We start from the raw sequence: 26,238 nt of genomic DNA, 5'->3' as shown, positions 1-26,238 counted from the left end.
GGCGCCCCTCACCGGAGAGGATCTGTTACAGGGCGCCCTTGGTGGAGGGGATTACTCCGGCGAAGCGGGGGTCCGGTTCCACCGCGGCTCGCAGGGCTCGGGCGATCGCCTTGTACTGGGCTTCCGCGATGTGGTGGGGGTCCCGACCGTGGATCACCCGGACATGCAGGTTGATCTGGGCGTGGAACGCCAGGGACTCGAAGACGTGGCGGTTGAGGACGAACGGGTAGTTGCCGCCGATCGTGAAGCTGTTGTACTGCTCCGGTTCCCCGGTCAGAACGCAGTAGGAACGGCCCGAGACGTCCACCGCCGCGTGCGCCAGGGTCTCGTCCATCGGGATCCAGGCGTCGCCGAAACGACGGATGCCCTTCTTGTCGCCCAACGCCTGACGCAGGGCCTGACCGAGCACGATCGCGGTGTCCTCCACCGTGTGGTGGGCGTCAATGTGGGTGTCGCCGGTCGACTTCACCTTCAGGTCGAACGCCGCGTGCGTGCCCAGGGCGGTGAGCATGTGGTCGTAGAACGGCACCGTGGTGTCGATGTCGACCTGGCCGGTGCCGTCGAGGTCGAGCTCGACCAGCACCGAGGACTCCTTGGTGGTGCGCTCGACCCGGCCGATCCGGGTCCCCTGCTGGAACGTCACTGGGTGATCTCCTCGCTCACGACCTTGCTCGCCGCCAGGAAGGCGTCGTTCTCCTCCGGCGTGCCGATGGTGACCCGCAGGTGGCCGGGGATGCCGACGTCGCGGATCAGCACATCGGCATCCAGGTAGCGCTGCCAGGCGCGGTGTGCGTCCCCGAACCGTCCGAACAGGACGAAGTTGGCGTCGCTGGGCACCGGCGAGAAACCCATCTCCCGCAGCGCCCGCACCACCCGCTCGCGCTCGTCGATCAGCGCCCGCACCGAGCCGAGCGTGGCCGCGGCGTGCCGCAGGGCGGCGCGCGCCGCGGCCTGGGTGACCACGGACAGGTGGTACGGCAGCCGCACCAGCAGCAGCGCGTCGATGACCGCCGGCGCCGCGGCCAGGTAGCCGAGCCGACCGCCGGCGAACGCGAACGCCTTGCTCATCGTGCGGCTGACGATCACCTTCGCCGGGTACTCCTCGATCAGCCCGACCGCACTGGGCCGCGCGGAGAACTCCGCGTACGCCTCGTCGACCACCACCACCCCGGGGGCGGCGTCGAGGATCGCGCGCAGGTCGTCCTGCGACACCGACTGCCCGGTGGGGTTGTTCGGGCTGGTCACGAACACCACGCTGGGCTGCTTCTCGGCCACGATCCGGGCCGCCTGCCGGCCGTCCAGGCTGAAGTCGTCCCGGCGCGGCGCCGGCACCCAGTCGGTGCGGGTGCCCGCCGACAGGATCGGGTGCATCGAGTAGGACGGTTCGAAGCCCAGCGCGGTGCGCCCGGGCCCGCCGAACGCCTGCAGGATCTGCTGGAGTACCTCGTTGGAGCCGTTGGCGGCCCACACGTTCTCCATCGCCAGCGGCACGCCCGTCGCACCGGTCAGGTAGGCCGCCAGGTCGGCGCGCAGCGCCCGGGCGTCGCGATCCGGGTAGCGGTGCAGTGCGGTCGCGGCCTCCTGCACGGCCGCCGTCACGTCGTCAACCAGATCCCGCGGCGGCGGATAGGGGTTCTCGTTGGTGTTCAGCCGCACCGAGACGTCCAGCTGCGGTGCGCCATAGGGGCTGCGACCGCGCAGGTCGTCCCGCAGCGGCAGGTCGGCCAGCGTCGTGTCCGCGCCGAGCACGTCACTCATGGGTTCTACCTTCGGAATCTTGCGGGACACCCGGTCGGCCGCAGGGCCCGGGACGAAAGTCGGCACCCATGCGTCCTCCTTCGGTCGTCAGCGGGGGAAGCGGGCGGTGATCGCCTGGCCGTGCGCGGGCAGGTCCTCGGCGTCGGCCAGCGCCACCACCTTGTCGGCCACGTCGCGCAACGCCTGCTCGCTGTAGGAGATCACGTGGATACCGCGCAGGAAGCTCTGCACGCTCAACCCGGACGAGTGCCGCGCACAGCCGCCGGTGGGCAGCACGTGGTTGGAACCCGCGCAGTAGTCGCCCAGCGACACCGGCGCGTAGGGGCCGACGAAGATCGCCCCCGCGTTGCGCACCCGCGCCGCCACCGCCTCGGCGTCTGCTGTCTGGATCTCCAGGTGCTCGGCCGCGTAGGCGTCGACCACCCTTACCCCGTCATCCACATCGGACACCAGGATGCAGCCGGACTGCCGACCGGTCAGCGCGGTGCGGATCCGCTCGACGTGCTTGGTCTGCGCCACCTGACGCTCCAGCTCGGCGTCCACCGCGTCGGCCAGCTTTTCCGAGGTGGTCACCAGCACGCTGGCGGCCAGGGTGTCGTGCTCGGCCTGGCTGATCAGGTCCGCGGCCACGTGCACCGGGTCCGCGGTCTCGTCGGCCAGCACCGCGATCTCGGTCGGACCGGCCTCCGAGTCGATGCCGATCAGGCTGCGCAGGTGCCGCTTGGCGGCGGTCACGTAGACGTTGCCCGGCCCGGTCACCATGTCCACCGGGGCCAGCTCGGCACCGTCGGTGTCCTGTCCGCCGTAGGCCAGCAGCGCCACCGCCTGGGCACCGCCGACCGCCCACACCTCCTCGACGCCCAGCAGCCTCGCGGCGGCCAGAATCGTCGGGTGCGGCAGGCCGCCGAACTCCGCCTGCGGCGGGCTGCACACCACCAGCGACTCCACCCCGGCGGCCTGCGCCGGGACGACGTTCATCACCACGCTGGACGGGTACACCGCCAGACCGCCCGGCGCGTACAGGCCGACGCGCGCCACCGGCACCCAGCGCTCGGTGACCGTGCCGCCGGGCACCACCTGCGTGGTCGTGTCGGTGCGCCGTTGATCGTTGTGCACCATGCGGGTGCGGCTGATCGACTCCTCCAGGGCGGCCCGCACCGCGGGGTCGAGCTCGTCGAGCGCGCGCTGCAGCTCCGCCGCCGCGACTCTCACCCGTTCCGGTCGAACTCCGTCGAACTTCTCGGTGAAGTCCAGTACCGCCGCCACCCCGCGGTCCCGGACGGACTCGATCACCGGCCGAACCCGATGCAGCACGTGCTCCACGTCCATCTCGGCGCGCGGCAGGGTCGCGCGCAGCTCGGCGGTGGACGGGACACGACCGCGCAGGTCGGTTCGGGTGAGCATGTTCGTCCTTCCAATGCCCGGGGACTCTGCCGACCAGGGTAGTCGGCGCGGGTCACAGCTGTCCGCGAACCTGGTCGCCGGTCACACCCGCATGCCCCCGCCAGGCCGCTGAAATGGGAAAATGTCAACCACAGGCCATTGTTCGCCAGCGACTTGCCAAGATCGGGCGCCTCATCCAAGGTCTCCACGTCACCACCAGTGATCGATCGGAGACCCCATGTTCAGCTCACGGCGCAGGGCAGCGGCGGTGGCGGCCGCCGCGTGCCTGGTCCTGTTGGCCCCGATCCAGGCCAGCGTGTCCGCGGAGCCGACGACCGCCAGCCAGGAAAACGCCCTCTACACCGTCGCGAACACCGACAGCGCCAGCCGCACCGAGATCAACCGCACCGGCGCCCTCGTGCTGTCGGTCTCCGGCGGCGTGGCCACCATCGAGGCCAGCCCCGAGCAGGCCGAGCAGCTGCGCGCCGCCGGTTTCACGCTGAAGAAGGAGACCACGGTCTCCGAGGCGCTGCGACGCCGCAACGGCACGCAGCGCGTGCCGGGCGACTTCCCGCCCGAGGACCAGGGCTACCACAACTACGACGAGATGGTCGCCGAGCTGGACGCGACGGTCGCGGACCACCCGGACATCGCGGCGAAGTCCAGCATCGGCACATCCTTCGAGGGCCGCGACATCCCGGTGCTCAAGATCAGCGACAACGTCGGGCAGGACGAGGACGAGCCCGAGGTGCTGTTCGACTGCAACCAGCACGCGCGCGAGCACCTGACCACCGAGATGTGCCTGCACATCGCCAAGCGGTTCACCGACAACTACAGCGACCCGGCCGTGAAGGACATGGTCGACAACCGGGAGGTCTGGATCATCCCGGTGGTCAACCCGGACGGCTCGGTCTACGACGTGGAGTCCGGCCAGTACCGGGGCTGGCGCAAGAACCGGCAGGACAGCGGCACCGACCTCAACCGCAACTGGGGTTACAAGTGGGGCTGCTGCGGCGGGTCCAGCGATGCCCCGAACGACGAGACCTACCGGGGCGCCGCGGCGTGGTCGGCCCCGGAGACCGCGGCGATGCGCGACTTCATCGACTCGCGGGTGGTCGGCGGCCAGCAGCAGATCAAGGCCGCGATCGACTTTCACACCTACTCCGAGCTCGTGCTGTGGCCCTTCGGGCACACCACCGACGACGTCACCGAGGGCATGACGCAGGAGGAGTACGACCGGTTCGCGCGGGTCGGCCAGGAGATGGCGGAGTCCAACGGCTACACCCCGCAGCAGTCCAGCGACCTGTACATCACCGACGGCGACAGCCTCGACTGGATGTGGGGCCAGCACAAGATCCTGGCCTACACCTTCGAGATGTACCCGGCCAACGGCGGTGGCCTCGACGGGTTCTACCCGCCTGACGAGGTGATCGAGAAGGAGACCGCGCGCAATGACGGCGCCGTGGACATCCTTCTTCGCGAGGCGGGCGCCTGAGCCGCTGACCGGGGGTCCGGGGTGCTGCGGCGCCCCGGGCCCTTCCACGTCGGGATAATGGCGGGCATGGCTGCTGGTTCCGGGAACGCGCCCACGACCGTGACCGAGCACCACCTGGTCCGGTACGGCTCATGGGTGGTGTGCCCGGCGCTGGGGGCCGTGCTGGTGCTGCTGCTGCGGCTGGTGTCGGGCTGGGTCACCTCGCTGCCGTGGGCGCCGTTCCAGGGCGTGTTCGAGCTGGTCGCCGCGGTGCCGGACCCGTGGGGGCTGACGGGTTCGCTGCTGGTGGGCGCGATGATCGGCTTCGGCTTCGCCGGGCTGATGGCGCAGGAGCGGCTGGCGGTGGTGGTGGCGCCTGACCGGGTCGAGCTGACCGTCGGCCGGTCCACCGAGCGAATCGACCGCGCGGGGGTCGGCGCGGTGTTCGTCGACGGCAGGGACCTGGTGGTGCTGGACGGCGCCGGCGCGGAAGCGGTCCGCAAGCGGTCCGATTTGGACAGGCGGGAGCTGCGCAGCGCCTTCCGCGAACACGGATACCCGTGGCACGACGAGGATCCGCACGCGGCCGACTACCAGCTCTGGATGGCGGACACCCCGGAGCTGTCGCTGCGGATCAACACGCTGATGGCCGCGCGCGACCGCGCGGTCCGCAAGCGGGACGGCAAGGAAGCGACGCTGTTGCGCGCCGAACTCGGCAGGCACGGGGTGGTCGTCCGCGACCGGGACAATCGCCAGTACTGGCGCCGGACGGCCTGACAGCCTGCCGCGCGGGCGGCCCCTTCCGGTTCGGCAGCCCGTCGCGGAGTCGCCCGCCCCCGCGGGCGCGCGGGACAATCGGCGTATGGACGGCGTTGCCTGGAACCTGGCACTGGTCCTGCTGTTCGTGTTGCTCGGCGGGTACTTCGCCGCCGCCGAGATCGCACTGGTGTCGCTGCGCGAGAGCCAGGTGCGCAAGCTCGCCGACCGCGACCGCCGCGGCGCCCGCGTCGCCAGACTGCGCGCCGACTCCAACCGGTTCTTGTCCGCGGTGCAGATCGGCGTGACCTTTGCCGGGTTCTTCGCCTCCAGCTACGGCGGGGCGACGATCGCGGTGCGCCTGGAGCCGGTGCTGGCCGGGTGGGGCCTGCCGATCGGGCTGGCCGCGTCGCTGGCACTGGTGCTGGTGACGTTGTTCGTCTCGTATTTGTCGCTGGTGCTCGGGGAGCTGGCGCCGAAGCGGTTGGCGCTGCAGAAGTCCGAGGGCGTCGCGCTGGCCACGGCCGGGGTACTGGACCGGCTGGCGGCGCTGTCGCGCCCGCTGATCTGGTTGCTGTCGAAGTCCACCGACGCCGTGGTGCGGCTGATCGGCATCGACCCGCGCGCCGGGGAGGAGAAGGTCAGCGAGGAGGAGCTGCGGGACATGGTGCGCACCAACGAGCAGCTGACCGTCGAGGAGCGGCGGCTGCTCAGCGACGCGTTCCGCGCCACCGACCGGGTGCTGGGCGAGGTGATGGTGCCGCGCACCGAGGTGGATTTCCTGGACCGGACCACCACGGTGGAGGAGGCGATCGCCCAGGTGACCGACAAGCCGCACTCGCGGTACCCGGTCATCCGCGACACCGCCGACGACGTCGTCGGTTTCATTCACGTCCGGGATCTGCTGACCAACCGCCGCGACGCGCGCACCGTCGGTGACCTGACCCGGCCGGTGACGGCGTTGCCGGCGAGCAAGCCAGTGCTGGCGGCGCTGTCGCTGATGCGGCGGCGCGGCGGGCACCTGGCGGTGGTGGTCGACGAGTACGGCGGGACGGCGGGCATCGTCACCGTCGAGGACCTGGTGGAGGAGGTCGTCGGGGAGATCTGGGACGAGTACGACCCGAACGCGGCGCCGGTGCGGCCGAAGGCGGACGGCAGCTTCGAGACCGACGGGCTGCTGCACCGCAGCGACTTCGAGCAGCAGACCGGCATCCTGCTGCCCGAGGGGCCCTACGACACGGTGGCGGGGTTCTTCGTCAGCCGCCTGGGCCGGGTTCCGCAGGAGGGCGACTCGCTGGAGGCACTGGGCCACCGCTTCACGGTCCGCGCCATGGACGGCCACCGGGTGTCGCGCCTCCAGGTCACCAGGCTGGCCGACCAGCAGCGACCCCCGGCTGGGTGACTCGTTCCGGTTCTCACTCGGCCGGGTTCGGGATCCGGCCGGGTGAGACCCGCTCGGGTCAGGACAGCAGCAGGACCACCGCACCCACGACGATGCCCACGACCACAACGGCCGCCGCGCTGATCAGCAACGCGCGCAGCTTGGGGCGGTCGTGCCTGACCTCGGACTGGGCGCGTTCCCGCCACTGCATGAAGGTGGTGCCTTCGCCCTCGCTCAACGTCGACTCCTCGATCCGTCGGTGTTGTCCGGCGGTCCCCCCGCGACCGCGTGCCCCACGATGTCACATCGCCCCGGCGCCCAGGCGCACCACGTGCGTCGCCCAGTGCTCCAGCAGGTCCTCGTCGTGGCTGATCGCCAGCACCCCGGTGTCCTGCTCGTGCACCCGCCGGTCCACGACCTGCACCAACGCCGCGGTGGTCGACGCGTCCAGCATCGCTGTCATCTCGTCGCAGATCAGGTACCGGGGCCGCAGCGCCAGCGCCCGCGCCAGGCAGGCCCGCTGCAGCTGCCCGTCGCTGACCTCGTGCGGCCGCCGCGACAGCAGCTCCGCGGTCAGCCCGACCTCGTCGGCGAGGGCGTCGACGTCGCCGGGGCGGCCGGTGGCGCGCAGCGGTTCGGCGACGATCTGCCGCAGCGTCAGGCGCGGGTCAACCGCGGGGCGGGGATGCTGGAAGACGATGCCCACGGCGGTGCGCTGGTCGCGGGGCGTGGCGTGCCGGAAGCGGGTCACCGGTTCACCGTCCAGCACCACGCGCCCCGACCACGGCTCGTGCAGCAGCCCGAGCACCCGCGCCAGCGTCGACTTGCCGCAGCCGCTCGGCCCGGCCAGGCCGACGACGGCGCCGGCCGGCACGTCGAGGTCCACGCCGTCGAGCACCGGGGCGCCGCGGCGGTACCCGGCGACCAGGCCGGTGCCGCTCAGCACGGCGGGTGGGCGGCGACCCACCGGCCGCCGAGGTCGAGCAGCTCGGGTTCGCCCGTGCACGGCGCGAACCCGGGGACGTCCGGACAACGTTGGCAGAACACGCAGCCCCACTCCTGTTCGATGCGGGCGAGTTCGGTGAGGTCGGGCGGGTGCCCGGGGATCGGCCGGAAGCCGCCGTCCGGCAGCGCGCCGAGCAGCCCCGCGGTGTACGGGTGCCAGGGGTCGGTGAGCACCTCCGCGGCGGGCCCGGCCTCCACGATGCGGCTGGCGTACATCACCGCGATGTCGGTGGCGACCCGCCGGGCCGCGGCCAGGTCGTGGGTGATCAGCAGGACCGCGCGGTCGGCGGTGGCGGTGTCGGCGAGCAGGTCGACGGTGCGGTGCACCAGCGGCCGGTCCAGGCCGGTGGTGGGTTCGTCGGCGAGCACGACCCGCGGGTCGCCGGCCAGGGCCAGCGCCACGGCGACGCGCTGCGCCATCCCGCCGGACAGTTCGTGCGGATACCGGTCCAGGTCGGCGGGGTCCAGGCCGACCCGTTCGGCGAGTTCGTCGGCACCGGCCGGACCGTCCAGCGCGCGGATCGCCTCGACAAGCTGGCTGCGCGCGGTGCGCACCGGGGTCAGGTGGGTGGCCGCCGACTGCGGCACGAGGCCGACCAGCCGCCCGCGGACCTGCCCGGCCAGCACCGGTTCGGGCGCCGACAGCAGCTCGATTTCCTGCTCGGTTCCGTTGTGCAGCAACGCCTTCCCGCGCACCTGGGCGTTGCCGGGCAGCAGCCCCAGCAGCGCCGAGGCCAGCACCGACTTGCCACACCCGGACTCGCCCACCAGCGCCAGCACCCGGCCGGGCCGCAGGTGCAGCGTCGCGTCGGTCACCGCGCGCACCTCCGCGTCACGGCCCAGCAGGAACCGCACGGACAGCCGGTCGAGTTCCAGCAGTACTCCGCTCACAGCGCCAACTCCGATCGCCTTCGGGGCACGACCCGGTCCCGCCAGGTCGCGGCCAGCCCGGACACCGCCAACGTCGTCACCACCAGCAGCACGGACGGGAACAGCACGATCCACCACGCGCCGAGCAGTACCGCCTCGCGGCCGTCGCCGAGGATGGTGCCGATGCTCGCCAGGTGCGGCGGCAGGCCGAGGCCGAGGAAGCTGAGCGCCGTCTCGTGCCAGACCGCGTGCGGCACCAGCAGCACGGCCGACAGCGCCGCCTGCGGCACCACCGCGGGCAGCAGGTGCCGGACGAGGATTCGCCACCGCGACGAGCCGCCGGCGATCGCCGCGTCCACGTACGGCCGCTGCCGCAGCGACAGCACCTCGGAGCGCACGATGCGGGCCACCGTCGTCCAGTGCGTCAGGGCGATAGACAGCACCACCGCGGGCAGGCTGCCGCGGTACAGGGCGACGATCACGATGCCCAGCAGCAGGTGCGGCACCGAGTTGACGGTGTCCACCAGCCGCATGAGCAGCCGGTCGGGCCAGCCCCCGAGGGCGCCCGCGACCGCCCCCACCAGCGAACCGAGCACAGTGGACACCAACGCGCTGGTTGCGGCCACCAGCAGGGAGATCCGCAGCCCGGCCAGCGACTGGACGAGCAGGTCGCGGCCGCCGGAGTCGGTGCCGAAGGGGTGCGCCGGGCCGGGTGGCAGCCGGATCGAGTCGTAGCGCACCGACTCGCCGCCGACCAGCGCCGGAACCGCGACGGCGGCGAGCACCAGCGCGGCGAGGACCCCCAGCGAACTCCACAGCCTCGCGCGTGCCCGCCCGGCGGCGCCCGGTGCGGTTCCGGCGCGGCGGCGCCCCGCGTCCCGCCAGGTGAGCTCAACCATCGGCGGCCACCCTCGGGTCGAGCAGGACGGCGGCGATGTCCGCCAGCAGCGAGCCGACCAGCACCGCAGCGGTGGCGACCAGCGTCAGCACCGCGAGCAGCGGGTAGTCCACCGCCGTCGCGGCGGTCACCACGGCAGCGGCCACGCCCGGCCAGGAGAAGACCTCCTCGACCAGCACCGCACCGGTGACCAGTTCCGGCACGCGCGCACCGATCAGCGTCACGAACGGCAGCAGCGCGGTCGGCAGCGCGTGCCGCAGCACGACGACGGGCTCGGCGAGCCCGCGCGCCCGCGCCCCGGTCACGTGGTCCTCCGCCAGCGAGGTCAGCATCGACTGCCGCACGTGCAGCACCAGCCACGGCGACTGCGAGATGCCCAGCACCAGCGCGGGCAGCAGGAGGTGCTCGGCGACCTGCCCGAACGACACCGCGGCGCCGGCGTCGGTCAGCCCCGCCACCGGCAGCCAGCGCAGACCCAGCGCGAACACCGCGATGGACAGCAGCGCGAGCACGAACGGCGGCACACCCTCCAGGGCGTGGCCGAGGGCGGTGACGAACCGGTCGAGCCAGCCGCCCTGCCGCCAGGCGGCGACCGTGCCCAGCACCAGCGCGAGCAGCACCGCGAGGACCAGGCCGGTCGCGGCCAGCAGCACCGTCCACGGCAGCCGCTCGGCGACCACCTGCGCGACCGGTTGCCGGAACGAGCGGGACACCCCGAGGTCGCCGCCGACCACCCCGGTCAGCCAGTGCCAGAACTGCAGCAGCACGGGGTCGTCGAGGCCGAGCCGCGCCCGCACGGCCGCGATGTCGGCGTCCGAGGCCCCGTAGAGCCGCACGCCGTAGTACTGGTGGATCGGATCGAACGGGGAGGCCGCGGCGAGCAGAAAGACCCCGAGCGCCACGACCACCAGCACCGGGACCGCGAACCCGAGCCGCCGCAGCACCAGGCGGCCGATCGCGCGGCTCATGCCTGCGGTTTCCAGGTCTCGACGTTCCACCACGGGCCCCACGTGGTGCCGTGGGTGTGCGGCTCGACGGGGGCCTGGTAGCCGGTCCAGCGGCCCTCGCGCATCACGTAGCTGTGGTCGATGAAGGCGAGGTACACCAGGCCGGGGTCGGCGACGTAGGCGCGCTGCGCCTGCCGGTAGTACTCGGCGCGCCTGGCTGGGTCGAGCTCCTGGCGGGCGCTGTCGAGCGCGGCGTCCACCTCGGCGTTGCGGTACCTGCCCGGGTTGTTGTAGGTGCCGGTGCCGATCACCGAGGAGTGCAGGGTGGTGTAGGACTGCGGGTCGGGGTCCATCGGGTTGCCGCCGCCGAGCACGATCCCGTCAGTGGCCAGCCGTCCCGGTACCGCCGAGCGGTCCACCCCGGCGAGGTCGACCTGGATGCCGACGGCCTGCGCGTCGGAGGCGAAGGCGCGGGCCAGGTCCCTGCGCAGGCTGTCGTCGGCGAAGTACATCACGGTGAAGCGGGCGCGGACGCCGCCGCGCTCGCGGATGCCGTCCGCGCCGACCCGCCACCCGGCGTCGTCGAGGACCCGGGCGGCGCGCCGCGGGTCGAAGTCGAAGCGGGCCGCGGGCTCGTGGTGGGCGCCCATCGACTCCGGGATCGGCGTGTACGCGGGCTTGCCGTGTCCGCCCAGCAGCGCCCGGATCATGCCCTCGCGGTTGACCGCCAGGTTCAGCGCCAGCCGCACGGCGCGGTCACCGGCGACCGGGTGGGTGTTGGGCAGGGCGATGCTGCGGAAGTCCGCCGTGCTGTGGTGCACCGTGCGGTAGCCGTCGCGGCCGACGCTCTCGGCGAGCACCGGCGGCAGCACCGTGCCGTCGAACTCGCCCGAGGCGAGCCGCTGGGCGCGGGTGTTGTCGTCCTTGGCGAAGACCACGGTGATCCGGCTGATGGCGGGCGCGCCGCCCCAGTAGTCGGGGTTGGCTTCCCAGGTCATCTGGTCGCCGCGGCGCCAGTCGACGAGCTTGTAGGGCCCGGTGCCCACGGGCCGGGTGTTGAGCTCGGAGTTCTCCTGCGGTTCGGGCCGGGCCAGTTTTTCGGCGGGCACGATGCCCAGCACCAGCTTCGATGGCCACGCCGCGTACGGGATCTTCAGGTCGAACCGCACGGTGCGCGGGTCGAGGGCCTGCACGTCGGCGAGCATGTCGAAGTCGGAGCTGACCGTGGACGCGTAGGCGGGGTCGATGGCCGCGCGGTAGGTCGCCACCACGTCGTCGGCGTCGAACGGCGTGCCGTCGTGGAACCGGACTCCGTCGCGGAGCCGGACCGTCCAGGTCCGGGCGTCCGGGGATGCCTGCGGCTGCTCGGCGGCCAGCGCGGGGCGCAGGGCGGACCGGCCGTCGAAGGCGAGCAGCCCATCGTAGAACTTGGCCGCGCCCTCCTGGCCGTAGCCGAGCAGCGGGTTCAGGCTGTCCGGTTCGTAGCCGTCGGCGAGCAGCATCGATCCCGGATCGCCCCCGCCCGGCGAGCTGGGGGCGGCGCACCCGGCCCCGAGCAGGCCCAACGCGACGGGGACGGCGACGAGCAGACCACGACGATTCAGCATTCCTGTAAGATAAATGCAACTGCAAGTTTTTCTCAACAAGCTGAGATCGTGCTCGCCGCAACCGGGGAACGGCGGCGTTGCCCCGCGGTGCAGGCGCCGTCAGACCTCGCCCGGGCAGGGGTCATTCGACGGGTTCGGGCATCCGGCGCACCGCGTACTCGCACGCGATGGTCGCGCCGGTCTTCGGGTCGCCGAGCTCCACCCGCCAGCGATCCGCGAACTGGTCGACCGCGGCGTCCATCGGGATCGTGCCGGACAGCAGCACCGTGCCCGGCTGGAGCAGGCCGCGGTCGCGCAGCTCGTCCAGCCAGTACTGCGGGGTCAGCAGTTCGGCCAGCGTGCCGTGCTGGATCTGCGCACCCCCGGCCCAGGCGGTCAGCGTCAGCTCGTCGATCCGGTCCGCGACGTCGACCAGCCGCCAGGCCCGCTCGCCCAGCACGTCCGGCCCGGCCTGCTTGCTCCACGCGACGCCGTGCACCTCCAGTGCGCGGTCGGTGTGGTCGCAGGCCACCGTGAGCAGCAGGTCGCGCTCGTCGGGACCGGCCACGACCAACGCCCACTCGGCCTCACCGGACGTGCGGCCGTGCTGGACCGGCACCTCGGCGGACTGCATCGCCAGGTACGGCGCGACCGGGTACAGGCAGGGCGTGTGGGTGGGCGCCGGCACGCCGAGCTCGGCCAGTTCGGCGACGTGCGCGGCGACGTCCTCCTGGCTGCGCCCCGCGTAGCCCGCGTTGAGCAGCGTCGTCACGGCGACCTCGACGATCTCGCCGTTGACATCGAAACGCAGTGGAAACACAATGCCCTCCCACATCCGCATACCTGTTGTATACATTTGGTATCACACTGGCCCGGTGCTCGGCACCCACCCAGCACAGAACCTCCGGTAGGACAAGGACCACGCCGATGACCCAAGCTCCCCCCACCGCGGCGGCCCGCCCGGCTCGCAAGGACCTGGTGAAGGCATTCGTCGCCAGCCTCAGCGGCACCTCGCTCGAGTGGTACGACTTCGCCGCCTACTCCGCGGCGTCCGCGCTGGTGTTCGGCCAGCTGTTCTTCCCCAGCCACGACCCGCTGTCCGGCACGCTGCTGGCCTTCTCCACCTACGCCGTCGGCTACGTCTCCCGCCCGCTCGGCGGCTTCGTGTTCGGCCGCCTCGGCGACGTGCTCGGCCGCAAGCAGGTGCTGGTGATCACCCTGCTGCTCACCGGCATCTCGACCGTCCTCATCGGACTCCTGCCGACGCACGGCCAGGTCGGCGCACTGGGTGCGGTACTGCTGGTGGTCCTGCGATTCGCGCAGGGCGTCGGCATCGGCGGCGAATGGGGCGGCGCGGTGCTGCTGTCCAGCGAGTTCGGCAGCGACCGGCACCGTGGCTTCTGGGCCTCCGCGGCGCAGATCGGCCCGCCGGCGGGCAACCTGCTGGCCAACGGTGTGCTCGCGGCGCTGGCCACGCTGCTCACCCAGGAGCAGTTCCTGTCCTGGGGCTGGCGGGTGGCGTTCCTGCTGTCCGCGGTGCTGGTGCTGTTCGGCCTGTGGATTCGGGTGAAGCTGGAGGAGACCCCGGTCTTCAAGGAGCTGCGGGACAGGGGCGAGCAGGCCGGTGCGCCGGTACGGGAGGTCTTCACCCGCGAGCCGCGCGCGCTGGTGGCCGGCATCCTGTCGCGCGTCGGCCCCGACGTCCTGTACGCGCTGTTCACCGTCTTCGTGCTGACCTACGCCACCCAGCAACTGGGCATGCCGAAGAGCTGGGCCGTCACCGGCGTCATGCTCGGTTCGGCGTTGCAGCTGGTGCTGATGCCGCTGGCCGGGGCACTGTCCGACCGGCTGGGCCGGCGCCGCGTCTACACCGCGGGCGCAGTCGGCGCGGGCGTGTGGCCGTTCGTGTTCTTCCCGCTGGTGGCCGGCGGCTCGGCGCCGATGCTGGTCGCCGGCGTGGTGATCGGGCTGGTCTGGCACGCGCTGATGTACGGGCCGCAGGCGGCGTTCGTGTCCGAGCAGTTCAGCACCGCGCTCCGGTCCACCGGGTCATCGCTGGCCTACACGCTGGCGGGCGTCATCGGCGGCGCGCTGGCACCGCTGCTGTTCACGTCCCTGTTCGCGTCCTTCGGCACCTGGGTGGCACCGGCCTGCTACCTCGCGGCGGCGTGCGCGGTGACCCTCGTCGGCCTGGCCATGGGCCGCACGGCCGCGCCATGACCTCCCACCCCCGCCCGAACGTCCCACCCCGGCACAGCCCCTCACATTCCCACCGGAGCGGGCTAGCAAGTCTGCCTGAATCTGGGATCGCCCGGCCGGCGTTCGTTCTGCACGCCGGGCCGGTGTCAGCCCTGGAGCAGGACCTGTTGTGTGGCGGCGAGGTGCGCGTTGATCGCCGCGACCGCGGCCTCCGCGTCGGCGTCCGCGAGCGCGTCCACGATCGCCTCGTGCTCGACGAGCACCGCCTTACGCCGCCCGGCCGCGCGAAACAGGGCGACGATGCCCGCGCGAATCTGCCGGGCGCGCAGGGCGTCGTAGCTCTTGGCGAGCATGTCGTTGCCGACGGCGCGGACCAGGGCGGAGTGGAACCGGTGGTCGCAGTCGATGAACGCCCGGGCCTGGTCCTCGCCGGTCAGGTCGCGCTGACCGGCCAGCTCGGCGCGCATCTGGGCCACCGGCACGACGCCCAGTTCGACCGTGCGGCGCGCCGCGTAGCACTCGATCATGCCGCGGATCTCGAACAGTTCGCGGATCTCCCGGCCACTGACCGGCGCGATGTAGGCGCCCCGCTTGGGAACCAGCTGCACCAGGTCCTCGGCGGCCAGCAGCAGGAGGGCCTCGCGGATCGGGGTACGCGACACCCCGATCTCGTCGGCGAGCGCCTGCTCGTTGACGAACTGCCCCTGCATGGCGGGGTCGCTGAGGACCGTGTCCTTGAGATGGTCGTAAGCCAGTTCGCGTCCGGACGGCACCGAGGACCCCCTGCTTGCATATCGCTGGTATACAAGCATCGTAACGGGTGAGCGAAGGATGGTTGCGGTTATGCGGATTACCCTGTGCCAGATCGTGTCCGGCCCCGATCCCAAGGCGAACCTGGAACTGGTCGCCGACGGCGTACGCCGGGCCGCCGAGGCGGGCGCCGACCTCGCGGTGTTCCCGGAGGCGACGATGGCCTGCTTCGGGATCAAACTGGAACCGGTGGCCGAGCCGCTGGACGGTCCGTGGGCGACCGAGGTGCGGCGACTGGCCGACGAGGCGGGAATCGCCGTGATGGCGGGCATGTTCACGCCCGCCGACGACGGCCGGGTCGTCAACACGCTGCTGATCACCGGCCGCGGCCTGGACACCAGTTACGACAAGATTCACCTCTTCGACGCCTTCGGCTTCACCGAGTCGCGCACCGTCGCGCCCGGCTCGGAACCGGTCACGGTCGACCTCGCCGGCACCAGGATCGGCGTGGCGACCTGCTACGACGTGCGCTTCCCCGGCCTGTACACGACGCTGGCCGACCGGGGTGCGACGGTGATCGTCACCGCCGCATCCTGGGGTTCCGGCGAGGGCAAGCGCGAGCAGTGGGAGCTGCTGGTGCGCGCCCGCGCGCTGGACTCCACGTCGTGGGTGGTGGCCTGCGGCCAGGCCGATCCGCGCAGCGTCGGCCGGGAACCCAGCGGCAGGGCCCCCACTGGCATCGGCCACAGCCTCGTGGCCAGCCCGACGGGCCAGGTCCACGCGCAGCTCGCGGACGCACCGGACGTGCTCGTGGTCGACCTGGACCCGGAGGTCGTGGCCCAGGCCCGCCAGGCGATCCCGGTACTCGCCAACCGCCGCTTCTGACACCCGGAGGAACTGCTCGCGGGGCACGCGCGGCGTGATCCGGCATCGGGCGTGCCCGTGAGCACCTGCACCGGTTCGGCCGATGAGGGTCGACGAACTCGCCCGAAGCCCGGACCGCCCATCCAGAGCCTCGTGCCACGGAGTGACTACATGTCCAGACCGAGGTCCAGGGCTGGGGCCGAGTGGGTGAGGCCGCCGACCGCCAGGTACTGCACGCCCGTTTCGGCGTAGGCGCGGGCCACGTCGAGGGTCAGGCCGCCGGAGGCTTCCAGTTCCGTGGCCGGAGACGTCTCGCGGACCCGGCGGACCGCCTCGGCGCACTGCTCCGGGGTGAAGTTGTCCAACAGGACCAGTTCGACGCCCTCGCCCAGCACCGCATCGAGCTCGTCCAGTGTGGACACCTCGACCTCCATCGGGAGCTGCGGTGCGTGCGCGCGGCAGGCCCGCACCGCCGCCACCACCGAACCCGCCGCCACGACGTGGTTGTCCTTGATCAGCACCGCGTCGCCCAGGCCCATCCGGTGGTTGACCCCGCCGCCGCAGCGCACCGCGTACTTCTGCAGCACCCGCAGCCCGGGCAGCGTCTTGCGGCTGTCGCGGATGCGGCAGCCGGTCCCGGCCACCGCCCGCACCCACTGCGCGGTGGCGGTGGCGATACCCGACAGGTGGCAGAGCAGGTTCAGCGCCGTCCGCTCCGCCGTGAGCAGGCCGCGGACCGGTGCCTTCACCCGCAGCACGCAGTCGCCCGGCTCGATCGCGTCGCCGTCGGCGCGCTCGGACAGCACCGCGTAGGCGTCCGCGCCCAGCACCTCGTCCAGCACCAGCCGCACCAGCGGCAGTCCCGCGACGACCCCGGCCCGGCGGGTGTTGAACGCCGCCTCGGCGACCGCATGGGCCGGGACCGTGGCCTCGGTCGTGGCGTCCGGCCCGTAGCGCAGGTCCTCCGCCAGCGCCGCGCGCACGACGTCGCGGGCTTCGCTCAGGTCGATCGTCATGCCGCCGTCCTCGCAATCCCCGCCGCGGTGTGGACCAACCACCCCGAGGCGTCCAGCCGGAGCACCGTGCTGCGCCGCCAGTGCAGGTCATCGGTGTCCGGGTAGTCCGTCCTGCGGTGGCAGCCGCGGGACTCGGCGCGCTGCCGGGCCGCGGCGATGAGCGCCTGCGCGGTCAGCGCGAGCGAGGCGTCCTCGACCGCCTGCCGGGTTTCCAGCCGGCGGACGACCGCGGCCTGGTCCAGGGTCCGCGCCGCCTGGGCCAGCCCCCGCTCGTCGCGTCCGATGCCGACGTGGCGGCTCATGGTGCGCTGCAGCAGGTCGCGGTCCACGACGGCCAACGCGGGCTGGACCGGGTCCCCGCAGGCCCGGCGGCTCAGCAGACCGCAGCCGAGGTCCTTGGCGACCGCCTCGGCCGCGCGCTGCCCGACGACCAGGCCCTCCAGCAGGCTGTTGGACGCCAGCCGGTTGGCGCCGTGCAGACCGGTGCAGGCGACTTCTCCGGCGGCGTACAGGCCGGTCACCGCCGTACGTCCATCCACAGTGGACACCACACCGCCGCAGGAGTAGTGCGCGGCGCTGGCCACCGGGATCGGGTCCCGTACCGGGTCGATCCCGGCCGCTTGGCACGCCGCGTACACCGTCGGGAACCGCTCGGCGAACCGCGCCCCGATGCCGGTGGCGTCCAGGAACACGTGCTCCGCACCAGTTTCCGCGGCCCGCCGGTTGATCGCCGCCGACACGACGTCGCGCGGCGCGAGGTCGGCCAGCGGGTGCTCGCCCGCCATGACGCGTCGTCCGCGCACGTCCACCAGCACCGCGCCTTCGCCGCGCACCGCTTCGGTGATCAGCGGGCGGCGCCCGCGCGGCCCGCCCGGCGTGTACAGCACTGTCGGGTGGAACTGGACGAACTCCAGATCGGCCACGGAGGCCCCGGCTCGCAGCGCCAGCGCGACACCGTCCGCTGTGGACACCTCGGGATTGGTGGTGGCCGCGTAGAGCTGGCCGAGACCGCCGGTGGCCAGCAGCACCGCCGGAGCATGCAGCACGCCCGGGCGGTTCTCGCCATCCAGCGCCAACGCGCCCACCACGGCGCCGCTGTCGCCGCGCAACAGCTCCACCACGCAGTGCTGCTCCAGCACCGGAATTCCGCCGCCGCGCACCGCGTCGACCAGCGCGCGCTGCACCTCCGCACCGGTTGCGTCCCCACCCGCGTGGATCACCCGGAACGCGCTGTGCCCGCCCTCGCGGGTCCGCGCCAGCGCCCCGTCGGCTCCCACGTCGAACCGGGCCCCGGCGGCGCGCAGCCGCGCGATCGCGGCGGCGCCACCGGCGAGGATCTCCTGCACCGCGGGCCGCGAGCACAGGCCCGCCCCGGCGATCACCGTGTCCTCGACGTGCCGGCGCAGGTCGTCACCCGGGTCCGCCTCGTCGGGCCGGACCACGGCGATACCGCCCTGCGCCCACCCGGTGTTGCCCGCCGACGCGGAGTCCTTGCTGACCACCAGCACCCGCAGGCCCAGCTCCCGCGCCCGCACGGCCGCGGTCAGCCCCGCCACACCGGTGCCGATCACCAGCAGGTCCGCACCGGCCTCCCAGCTCATTCGCCGCCCCCGGGCTTGCCGATGGCGATCATCCGCTCCACCGAGGCGCGCGCCCGCTCCGCGACGTCGGCGGGCACGTTAACCTCGTCGGCGCCCTCACGCAGGCAGCGCAGCAGCGCCGCCGGGGTGATCATCTTCATGTACCGGCAGGAGGCGCGGTCGTTGACCGCGCGGAAGTCGATCTCCGGGGCGGCGCGGCGCAGCTGGTGCAGCATGCCGACCTCGGTGGCCACCAGCACCGACCGCGCCCCGGTCTCCCGTGCCGCGTGCAGCATGTCGCCGGTGGACAGGATCTTCACCCGCTCCTTGGCCACGGTGCCCTCCCCGGCCAGGTACAGCGCGGAGGTGGCGCACCCGCACTCGGGGTGGATGAACAGGTCGGCGTCCGGGTTGGCCGCCGCCCGCTCGGCGAGCTCCGGCCCGTTGATGCCCGCGTGCACGTGGCACTCCCCGGCCCAGATGTGCAGGTTCTCCCGCCCGGTCTCGCGCTTGACGTGCGCGCCGAGGAACTGGTCGGGACCGAACAGCACCTCGCGATCCGCCGGGATGGAACGCACCACGTCGACCGCGTTGGAGGAGGTGCAGCAGATGTCGGTCTCGGCCTTCACCTCGGCGGTGGTGTTGACGTAGGAGACCACCACCGCGCCCGGGTGCTGGGCCTTCCACTCGCGCAGCTGCTCGGCGGTGATGGAGTCGGCCAGCGAGCATCCCGCCCGCGCGTCCGGGATGAGCACCGTCTTGTCCGGGCTGAGGATCTTGGCCGTCTCGGCCATGAAGTGCACGCCGCAGAAGACGATCGTGCTGGCCTTGCTGTTCGCCGCGATCCGGCTCAGCGCCAGCGAGTCGCCCGTGTGGTCGGCGACGTCCTGGATCTCCGGCAGCTGGTAGTTGTGCGCCAGTAGCACCGCGTCCCGCTCGTCGGCCAGCCTGCGCACCTCACGCGCCCAGTCGGCGGTCGGCTCGACGCCGACGTAACCGGCGTCGGTCCGCTCCCACGTCGCAGTCGCAGCCATGTCGTCCTCCTGCTCTTGCGGGACGTCCGCGCCCGGTCGGCCGCGAGCCGGGGGCGCGCACCCTCCGCTCCCGTCAGCCGCCGGCCGCGCCGCCCGGTAGCCCGGCGCACCCCGGATCATGCTCCCGAGGTTTTCGCCTTAGAATCGAAAACGTGGCACATCCTAACACCGCAACCCCTTCGGGTGACGAGGACCTGGGTCACGAAGTGCTGGCCGGGGTGCTCCAGGTCCGCGACGACCGGCTGCGGGTACTGCTCTGGCAACGGGCCCAGGAACCCCACCTGCACCGATGGGCCCTGCCCGGCGGGCGGCTGGCCCGCACCGAGGACGTGGAGAGTTCCATCCGGCGGCAGCTGGCCGAGAAGGTCGACGTGCACAAGCTGTCGCACGTCGAACAACTCTCCGTGTTCAGCTCCCCCGATCGGGTGCCCGGCCGTCGGGTGATCGCCACCGCGTTCCTCGGCCTGGTGCCCTCCGACATCGACCCCGAGGTGCCCACCGACACCCGCTGGCACCCGGTGGACGAGCTGCCGCTGACCGCCTTCGACCACGAACTGATCGTGCTGGCCGCGCGCGACCGGCTGCGCGCCAAGCTGTCCTACACCAACATCGGGTTCGCGCTGGCCCCCGCCGAGTTCACCATCTCCGAGCTGCGCCGCATCTACTCCGCGGCGCTGGGCTACCAGGTCGCGGCCACCAACCTGCAGCGCGTGCTGTCCCGGCGCGGTGTGCTCGAACCCACCGGGCGCACCGTGCCCGCCGGGCCGTCCGGGGGCCGCCCGCCCGCGCTGTTCCAGTTCACCTCGCGCGACCTGCAGGTCACCGATCCGTTCGCGGTGTTCCGCCCGCCGAGCTGAACCGGCGCGATCACCGGGCTGCCGCCACGCGATCGGCGCAGTAGGTTGGGGACCGTGACGGAGACGCTGCCGCTGTTCCCGCTCGGCTCGGTGCTGCTGCCGGGCGGCCACCTGTCGCTGCACATCTTCGAGCCGCGCTACCGGCAGCTGGTGGTGGACCTGATCGGCGAGGTGGTGCCGGAACGCCGGTTCGGCGTGGTCGCCATCCGGCAGGGCTGGGAGGTTGGCGAGGACAACATCGACTCGATGTACGACGTCGGCTGCACGGCGCTGCTGGACCAGGTGCGACAGCTGCCCGGCGGGCGCTATGACGTCAGTGCCCGGGGCGAGCGGCGGTTCCGGCTGCTGCAGATCGACCGGCACGCGGCGCCGTACCTGATGGCCCGCGTCGAGTGGCTCCCCGACACCGAGCCGGACAACGACTCACCGGCGCGGCGCGAGCGACTGGTCGCCGCCGCGCAGGCGGCCCACCAGCGCTACCACAGCACGGGGCTGCGCGGCAGCCGGCGCAAGATGCCCACCGGGGACCTCGCGGCGCTGTCCTACCAGCTCGCGGACGACTGCGTGCTCACCGTGCAGGACCGGCAGGACCTGCTCGCCGAAACCGACCCGCTGCTGCGGCTGCGGCACGTCCGCAGGCTCCTGCTGCGCGAAGCCTCGTTCCTTCGCGAACTCCGGGCCATCCCGGCCCCGCTGACCGAGTTCGCCCAGCATGCCAGCGTGAACTGAAGGCACCGGCGGATCCGCCCGGCGGCGCTCACCGGGCAACGTCCTTCCCATAAGATCGCCGCATGTCGTCACCTGGTGGTCACTGGGGTTCCAACCAGTACGGGCAGCAGTACGACCCGCTGACCGGGCAACCCCTCGGCGGGAGCCACGGCGCACCCGGACAGCCCATGCGGTACCAGGGTTTCGGCGCGTTCTCCCAACCCGCGCAGCAGCCGCCGTACCCCGGTGCGGGCGGCGGGTTCCCCGAGGTCCAGCCGCCCAGGCGGCGCGGGCCGCTGATCGCGGCGATCTCCCTCGTCGCGGTCACCGTGATCGCGATCGTCACCACGATCATCGTGCTCACCACCGGCGAGGACCAGCCGCAGGCACAGACCACCCCGCCGACGACCACGACCGCCCGCCCCAGCACGTCGCCGCGCACCACCACCAGCGCCGCACCGACGGCGGCCAACCCCGACCTGACGCCGGTGGTGCCGGGCTGGCAGGTGGTGCGGGTGCCCAGGCGCGGCGCGGTCTACGACGTGCCGATGGACTGGACGCTGGACACCCCGGACAACATCCACGGCATCGGCCCGCCGGACGACCCGGTCACCATGACCGGGGTGGCCGTGTACCAGGAGGGCTTCTGCCCCGGTGATCCGCGCAGCTACCGGGCGATCACGGGGGCCACCGCGCGCAAGGGGCCGGACGACCAGACGGTGGCCGACCAGACGCTGCAGAAGTTCATCCAGCACGCCTACACGCGCGACGGCCGCCCGCCGATGGTGGTGCCGAACCCACCGGAACACGTCCAGCTCAACGGCGGCCTGCCCGCGGTGCTGGCGTCGGCGCAGATCACCCTGGCGGCGCCGGGACCGTGCGACCCGACCTCGGCGTACGTGAGCGTGCTGGCCACCAACAGCGACGGGCAGGGCTCGGTGGTGTTCCTGGCGGCGGCCGACCAGAACATTCCCGACGCGATCCCGATCGACGCGATGAAGCGGATCAGCGGCTCCTTCCGCCCCGCCCCGAACTGACCGCACCGGAGAGCTCGCGCGGTGCGGGGCACCGTCGCCACGGTGCTCCGCACCGCGCGGGGTCAGCGGAGGCGGCGGCCGAGGTCGTCGAGGCCGTTCCAGGAAGCCGCGATGCCGTAGCCGAGGGCCACCGCCAGCGGTTGGGCCAGCAGGACCCAGTAGGTGCGCACCTGCGGTGCCACCGCGATCAGGTCGCCCGGCTTCGCCTGCGGCGGCATCGCGTACAGCCCGGCGGCCAACGACGCCCCCGTCCGCACCCCCAGCCACGAGGCGAGCAGCGAACCCAGCACCCCGGCCAGCAGCAGGACCGGTCCGCGGCGACCGCGTACCAGCCACAGCACCGCCGAGGTCAGCAGCCCCGCCGCGAACCCCAGCAGAACGAAGATCGCGATCGCGTCGAACTCGTGGTAGCTCTCCACCAGCAGCGGGGTCAGCTTCCCGTTCTCCCCCAGCACGCTCTGCTGCGGCGGCGCCAGCCGCGACCACACCCAGCCGATCGGCAGGCCGAGCAGCGCGAGGAGCGACACCACGCTCACCGCGGGCAGCAGGTCGGCTCTGACCACCACGCGGGGCACCGGCGCGGTCGGCATCAGCAGCGGCATCTCCTCGGGGCCGCTCGCGGGCGCGATCCACTGCGGGGCGGCGCCCGTGCCGCTGGACTCCACCGGCCTGTCAGTCACCCGCCGACCTCCTCCTCGGCCTTCCTCACACCGCGGTGACGCAACGCGGCCGTCCTGCCGCGCCACCCTAGCGCTCCGCGGCGCCGCCTCCGTATCACCCGATGGCGGGGCTCACGGCGCACATCAACTATCCTGCGCGAGCCCCCCTGTCAGCTACGCCGAAGGACGCGTGAAGTGGCGGGAATCCTGCCGAGCCCCCTGTTGACCGGACCGAGCCCGATCGACGAACCGCGGCGGGATTCGGCCGTCCGGCTGCCGTTGCGCGGCGCGGTTGTGGAACTGCTCCTGTGTGCGGTCGTGGCCGCGGTGGTGAGTCTGCTGCTGCAGTTCGCCGTCGCCCGGCTGGGCATCAGCGAACCCAGCTTCGCACCGGAGGCGCTGGCCTCGGTGGGCAGCGCCCTGGTGCTGACCGCACTGTTCCTTCTGCTGGCCTTCGGGCACCGCCGCTCGCCGCGCTGGACGCGACTGCTGGGCACCTGGGTGGCGTTGAGCGCGTTCAGCACACTCGCGCTGGCAATCCCGTTGCAGTCCACCAGGTTCTACTACGGCGGGTCCTCTGTGGACAACGGGTTCCGGATGCAGTACATGACCCGGATGGCCAGCACGCCGGGCCTGGCGGACATGAACTACGCGCACACCGCGCCGTACTACCCGGGCGGCTGGTTCTGGCTGGGCGGCCGGTTCGCCAACCTCATCGGCTGGGAGGGCTGGGCGGCGTACAAGCCGTACGCGCTGACCTGGGTGGCGGTCACCACCGTGGTGGCGTTCACGTTGTGGAGCGTGGTGGTGCGGCGGCGGTTGGCGCTGCTCGCCGCGCTGGCGACCGCCCTGGCCGGGATGCTGCACGGCATCGAGGAGCCCTACGCGTGGCCGTCGGCCGCGTGGCTCACCCCGGTCGCGGTGCTGTGCTGGCACGCGTTGCGCCGCCAGCAGCACGCTCCACGGTGGACGCTGATCTGCATCGGCTGCTACGTCGGTTTCGCGGCCGTCACCTACACCCTGCACTTCGCCTTCGCGGTGCTGATGGTGGTGACCATGGCCGTCCTCATCGGCGCCTTCCGGGTGCACCAGGGCCAGCCGCCGGGGCCGACCGCGAAGCAGTTGTTCCTGCGGCTGGTGCCGATCGGCCTCGTCAGCCTGGTGCTGGCGCTGCTGGTGTGGCTGCCGTACCTGCTTGCGACCAGCTTCCTGCTGGACAACCCGCGCAGTGCGGCCCAGCACTACCTGCCGGAGGACAGCGCGTTCCTGCCGGTCCCGATGATGCAGGCCACCACCTTCGGGGTGCTGTGCCTGGCCGGACTGGTGTGGCTGCTGGTGCGCTGCCGCCGCAACGAGGTCGCCGCCTCGATGCTCACCATCGTCATCGCCGTCTACGTCTGGTTCGTGCTCTCCACGCTGGCGCTGATGGCCAGGACGACGCTGCTGGCGTTCCGGCTGAACGTGATCCTGGATCTCACGCTCGCCGTCGCCGGCGTGTTCGGGTTGCTGGAGCTCATCGGCTACCTGCGGCGCCAGCTCGACAGCCGCCACGCCCTGCGCATCAGCATGGTGTCCTGCGCCCTGGGCCTGCTCGGTGCGATCACCATCACCCAGGGCGCGATCGGCCTGGCACTGCAGGACTCGGTGGAGCGCGCCTACGCGGACTACTACCCCACCGGGGACAACGCCATGGGGCACCGGGACCCCCACAAACCGGGGTCGTGGACCGACGACGAGATCCGCACGATCGCCGAGCTCACCGGCCGACAGCCGACGCAGAACCTGCTGCTGACCACCGACTACAAGCTGATGTCGTTCCAGCCTTACTGGGGCTTCCAGCAGGAGACGCCGCACTACGCCAACCCGCTGGCCGACTACGACGAGCGGGCCGCCGAGATCCAGCGGTGGACCACGGCGAGGACCAGCGACGAGCTGCTGCGGATGCTGCGCACCAGCCGGTTCGAGACGCCGAACGTGTTCGTGCTGAGCAACCCGGCGAGCCCGTACTCCACTGTGGCCGTACCGCCGGAGCAGGCGGGCAAGCTGGTGCTGCAGCTCAAGGGCGACGCGTTCCCGCAGCTGCCGAACGTCCGCGACTACGACGTGTACTTCTACCCGGCGGTGTTCGACTCCCCGGCCTTCGTCAGGCGCGACGTCGGCCCCTACGCCATCATCGTCCGCCGCTGACGGGCTCCTGCCCGCGCGAGGTGCGCCCGTCCGGTGACGGGCGCACCTCGCGCGACGCCGTCACCGCGGGTGCACGGGAAGTTCCCGCAGCCCGTGGATGAGGGGGCTGTAGCGCCACTGCACGTCGTCGAGGCTCTTCGCCGCGCGGAGGTTCGGGAACCGCTCGATGAGACCCCGCAACGCGATCTGCGCCTCCATCCGGGCCAACTGCGCGCCCAGGCAGAAGTGGATGCCGTGCCCGAAGGCGAGGTGCCCGCGCGCGTCGCGGGTGATATCGAACCGCTCGGGGTCCGGGAAACGCTCCGGGTCGTGGTTCGCCGACGCCAGCCCCACCCAGACCATCTCGCCCGCCGGGATCTCCACCCCGCCGTACTCGACCGGCTCGGCGGTGAAGCGGAACGTCCCGTGCATCACCGGCCCGTCGAACCGCAGCATCTCCTCGACGGCGTCGGCCACCCGGTCCGGGTCGGCCCGCAGCGCCGCCCACTGGTCCGGGTTGCGCAGCAGGGCCAGCACCCCGTTGCCGATCAGGTTGACCGTCGTCTCGTGCCCCGCCACCAGCAGCAGGAACACCATCGAGATCAGTTCCTGCTCGCTGAGCCGGTCCTCGTCCTCGGTGGCGTCGATGAGCGCGGTGATCAGGTCGTCGGCCGGTTCGCGGCGCTTGGCGGCGATGAGCTCCACCAGGTACTCGGCCATCGCGAAGCCCGCGATGCGGGAGGCGTCCTCGTCGGAGCCGTCCAGCAACGTGTTCGTCCAGGCACGGAAGTCGTCGCGGCGGCTCTCATCCACCCCGAGCAGCTCACAGATCACCTGGATCGGCAGCGGGAAGGCCAGGGCATCCAGCAGGTCCACTTCGGACTCCTCGGCCATCGCGTCGAGCAGGTCGGCGGTGATCGCCTCCACGCGTGGCCGCAGCGCCTCCACCCGCCGCGCGGTGAATGCCTTGACCACCAGCTTGCGCAACCGCGTGTGGTCCGGCGGATCCGTGTTGAGCATGTGCGCCACCAGCTCAGAGGCGAACACTCCCCGGTCCTCCGCCGCGGGCACCTTCTCGGCGACCAGCTCCTGGGCGCGGGAGGAGTCCTTGCGCAGCCTGGGATCTGCCAGGGCGGCGCGGGCGTCCTCGTACCGCGTGATGACCCAGACCGGCAGGCCGTTCACGGTCCTCATCTGGTGGACCGGTCCGGCGTCCCGCAGGTCCCGGTAGCGCTCGTACAGGTTCCGCACGAACTCCGCGTCAAACACGGGAAGGTCAGTGGTGGTCATCGGATTCCTCTACGTCCGGC

At 72.3% G+C, this 26,238-nt stretch carries 25 protein-coding genes; 9 read left to right on the top strand and 16 right to left on the bottom strand.

The genetic code is table 11. The features are described from left to right. Positions 1–25: 25 nt before the first annotated feature. From hisB to hisD, 3 genes are all read right to left on the bottom strand, one after another. On the bottom strand, positions 26–643 hold the full coding sequence (gene hisB / locus IEY17_RS05325) for an imidazoleglycerol-phosphate dehydratase HisB (protein WP_188986041.1): 618 nt from the start codon (positions 641–643) through the stop codon (positions 26–28). Next, on the bottom strand, positions 640–1,758 hold the full coding sequence (locus tag IEY17_RS05320) for a histidinol-phosphate transaminase (RefSeq protein ID WP_188986039.1): 1,119 nt from the start codon (positions 1,756–1,758) through the stop codon (positions 640–642). The genes hisB and IEY17_RS05320 overlap by 4 nt, the downstream gene beginning before the upstream one ends. Positions 1,759–1,845: 87 nt before the next feature. Further along, positions 1,846–3,162, bottom strand: coding sequence for a histidinol dehydrogenase (gene hisD, locus IEY17_RS05315; protein WP_188986037.1), 1,317 nt, complete (start codon positions 3,160–3,162; stop codon positions 1,846–1,848). Positions 3,163–3,379: 217 nt separating this feature from the next. Between hisD and IEY17_RS05310 the strand changes: the two genes are divergently transcribed. The 3 genes from IEY17_RS05310 to IEY17_RS05300 all read left to right on the top strand — a co-directional run bounded on the left by IEY17_RS05310 (position 3,380) and on the right by IEY17_RS05300 (position 6,773). Next, positions 3,380–4,636, top strand: a complete 1,257-nt coding sequence (locus IEY17_RS05310; RefSeq protein ID WP_188986035.1) for a M14 family metallopeptidase — start codon at positions 3,380–3,382, stop codon at positions 4,634–4,636. Between the two features lie 66 nt (positions 4,637–4,702). After that, positions 4,703–5,392 (top strand): YqeB family protein, encoded by a 690-nt coding sequence (locus IEY17_RS05305; protein WP_188986033.1) that lies wholly within the window; start codon positions 4,703–4,705, stop codon positions 5,390–5,392. A gap of 85 nt (positions 5,393–5,477) precedes the next feature. Continuing rightward, entirely contained in the window at positions 5,478–6,773 is a 1,296-nt protein-coding gene (locus IEY17_RS05300) for a hemolysin family protein (protein ID WP_188986031.1), read from the top strand. Positions 6,774–6,831: 58 nt separating this feature from the next. Here the strand turns inward: IEY17_RS05300 and IEY17_RS05295 are convergent, their stop codons facing one another. The 7 genes from IEY17_RS05295 to IEY17_RS05265 form a co-directional block, all read right to left on the bottom strand. Continuing rightward, a complete protein-coding gene (locus IEY17_RS05295) occupies positions 6,832–6,990 on the bottom strand; it encodes a hypothetical protein (protein ID WP_188986029.1) in 159 nt (52 codons plus the stop codon). A 63-nt stretch (positions 6,991–7,053) separates the two neighbouring features. Further along, a complete protein-coding gene (locus IEY17_RS05290; RefSeq protein ID WP_188986027.1) occupies positions 7,054–7,698 on the bottom strand; it encodes an ABC transporter ATP-binding protein in 645 nt (214 codons plus the stop codon). After that, on the bottom strand, positions 7,692–8,648 hold the full coding sequence (locus IEY17_RS05285) for an ABC transporter ATP-binding protein (protein ID WP_188986025.1): 957 nt from the start codon (positions 8,646–8,648) through the stop codon (positions 7,692–7,694). The genes IEY17_RS05290 and IEY17_RS05285 overlap by 7 nt, the downstream gene beginning before the upstream one ends. Then, entirely contained in the window at positions 8,645–9,526 is an 882-nt protein-coding gene (locus IEY17_RS05280; RefSeq protein WP_188986023.1) for an ABC transporter permease, read from the bottom strand. Before IEY17_RS05280 ends, IEY17_RS05285 begins: the two co-directional genes overlap by 4 nt. Continuing rightward, a complete protein-coding gene (locus tag IEY17_RS05275) occupies positions 9,519–10,493 on the bottom strand; it encodes an ABC transporter permease (RefSeq protein ID WP_188986021.1) in 975 nt (324 codons plus the stop codon). Before IEY17_RS05275 ends, IEY17_RS05280 begins: the two co-directional genes overlap by 8 nt. After that, complete coding sequence (locus tag IEY17_RS05270) at positions 10,490–12,079, bottom strand: ABC transporter substrate-binding protein (protein ID WP_188986019.1); 1,590 nt, start codon at positions 12,077–12,079, stop codon at positions 10,490–10,492. The genes IEY17_RS05275 and IEY17_RS05270 overlap by 4 nt, the downstream gene beginning before the upstream one ends. Before the next feature lie 121 nt (positions 12,080–12,200). Then, positions 12,201–12,878: a DUF2848 domain-containing protein gene (locus tag IEY17_RS05265; protein ID WP_229679881.1), complete on the bottom strand. Its 678-nt coding sequence runs from the start codon at positions 12,876–12,878 to the stop codon at positions 12,201–12,203. A gap of 107 nt (positions 12,879–12,985) precedes the next feature. Between IEY17_RS05265 and IEY17_RS05260 the strand changes: the two genes are divergently transcribed. Then, on the top strand, positions 12,986–14,278 hold the full coding sequence (locus IEY17_RS05260; protein WP_188986015.1) for an MFS transporter: 1,293 nt from the start codon (positions 12,986–12,988) through the stop codon (positions 14,276–14,278). 125 nt (positions 14,279–14,403) lie between these two features. On the opposite strand, the gene IEY17_RS05255 is transcribed toward IEY17_RS05260, so the two are convergent. Further along, positions 14,404–15,030, bottom strand: coding sequence for a GntR family transcriptional regulator (locus IEY17_RS05255; protein ID WP_188986013.1), 627 nt, complete (start codon positions 15,028–15,030; stop codon positions 14,404–14,406). A gap of 70 nt (positions 15,031–15,100) precedes the next feature. On the opposite strand from IEY17_RS05255, the gene IEY17_RS05250 reads away from it, so the two are divergent. Next, positions 15,101–15,892: a carbon-nitrogen hydrolase family protein gene (locus tag IEY17_RS05250; RefSeq protein ID WP_188986011.1), complete on the top strand. Its 792-nt coding sequence runs from the start codon at positions 15,101–15,103 to the stop codon at positions 15,890–15,892. Positions 15,893–16,038: 146 nt separating this feature from the next. Here IEY17_RS05250 and nadC read toward each other — a convergent pair whose 3' ends face one another. The 3 genes from nadC to nadA are packed head-to-tail and all read right to left on the bottom strand — an operon-like array spanning position 16,039 to position 19,501. Beyond that, on the bottom strand, positions 16,039–16,887 hold the full coding sequence (gene nadC / locus IEY17_RS05245) for a carboxylating nicotinate-nucleotide diphosphorylase (RefSeq protein WP_188986009.1): 849 nt from the start codon (positions 16,885–16,887) through the stop codon (positions 16,039–16,041). Further along, the gene (locus tag IEY17_RS05240; RefSeq protein ID WP_188986007.1) at positions 16,884–18,488 is read right to left on the bottom strand and encodes an L-aspartate oxidase; all 1,605 of its coding nucleotides are present in this window, start codon (positions 18,486–18,488) and stop codon (positions 16,884–16,886) included. Before IEY17_RS05240 ends, nadC begins: the two co-directional genes overlap by 4 nt. Next, entirely contained in the window at positions 18,485–19,501 is a 1,017-nt protein-coding gene (gene nadA / locus IEY17_RS05235) for a quinolinate synthase NadA (protein ID WP_188986005.1), read from the bottom strand. Before nadA ends, IEY17_RS05240 begins: the two co-directional genes overlap by 4 nt. A 206-nt stretch (positions 19,502–19,707) precedes the next feature. Between nadA and IEY17_RS05230 the strand changes: the two genes are divergently transcribed. The 3 genes from IEY17_RS05230 to IEY17_RS05220 all read left to right on the top strand — a co-directional run bounded on the left by IEY17_RS05230 (position 19,708) and on the right by IEY17_RS05220 (position 22,103). Then, a complete protein-coding gene (locus IEY17_RS05230; protein ID WP_188986298.1) occupies positions 19,708–20,358 on the top strand; it encodes an NUDIX hydrolase in 651 nt (216 codons plus the stop codon). 54 nt (positions 20,359–20,412) lie between these two features. Then, positions 20,413–21,087, top strand: coding sequence for an LON peptidase substrate-binding domain-containing protein (locus IEY17_RS05225; protein WP_188985986.1), 675 nt, complete (start codon positions 20,413–20,415; stop codon positions 21,085–21,087). 62 nt (positions 21,088–21,149) lie between these two features. Continuing rightward, a complete protein-coding gene (locus IEY17_RS05220) occupies positions 21,150–22,103 on the top strand; it encodes a DUF8017 domain-containing protein (protein ID WP_188985984.1) in 954 nt (317 codons plus the stop codon). Between the two features lie 62 nt (positions 22,104–22,165). Here the strand turns inward: IEY17_RS05220 and IEY17_RS05215 are convergent, their stop codons facing one another. Further along, entirely contained in the window at positions 22,166–22,783 is a 618-nt protein-coding gene (locus IEY17_RS05215; RefSeq protein ID WP_188985982.1) for a DUF2567 domain-containing protein, read from the bottom strand. A gap of 174 nt (positions 22,784–22,957) precedes the next feature. On the opposite strand from IEY17_RS05215, the gene IEY17_RS05210 reads away from it, so the two are divergent. Then, positions 22,958–24,949, top strand: coding sequence for an arabinofuranosyltransferase (locus IEY17_RS05210; protein WP_229679853.1), 1,992 nt, complete (start codon positions 22,958–22,960; stop codon positions 24,947–24,949). 60 nt (positions 24,950–25,009) lie between these two features. On the opposite strand, the gene IEY17_RS05205 is transcribed toward IEY17_RS05210, so the two are convergent. Then, positions 25,010–26,218, bottom strand: a complete 1,209-nt coding sequence (locus tag IEY17_RS05205; protein ID WP_188985981.1) for a cytochrome P450 family protein — start codon at positions 26,216–26,218, stop codon at positions 25,010–25,012. Positions 26,219–26,238: the final 20 nt, after the last annotated feature.

The organism is Saccharopolyspora thermophila (assembly GCF_014646075.1).
Classification (GTDB): Bacteria; Actinomycetota; Actinomycetes; order Mycobacteriales; family Pseudonocardiaceae; genus Saccharopolyspora; species Saccharopolyspora thermophila.
This window is presented reverse-complemented; position numbering and strand designations above follow the sequence as displayed.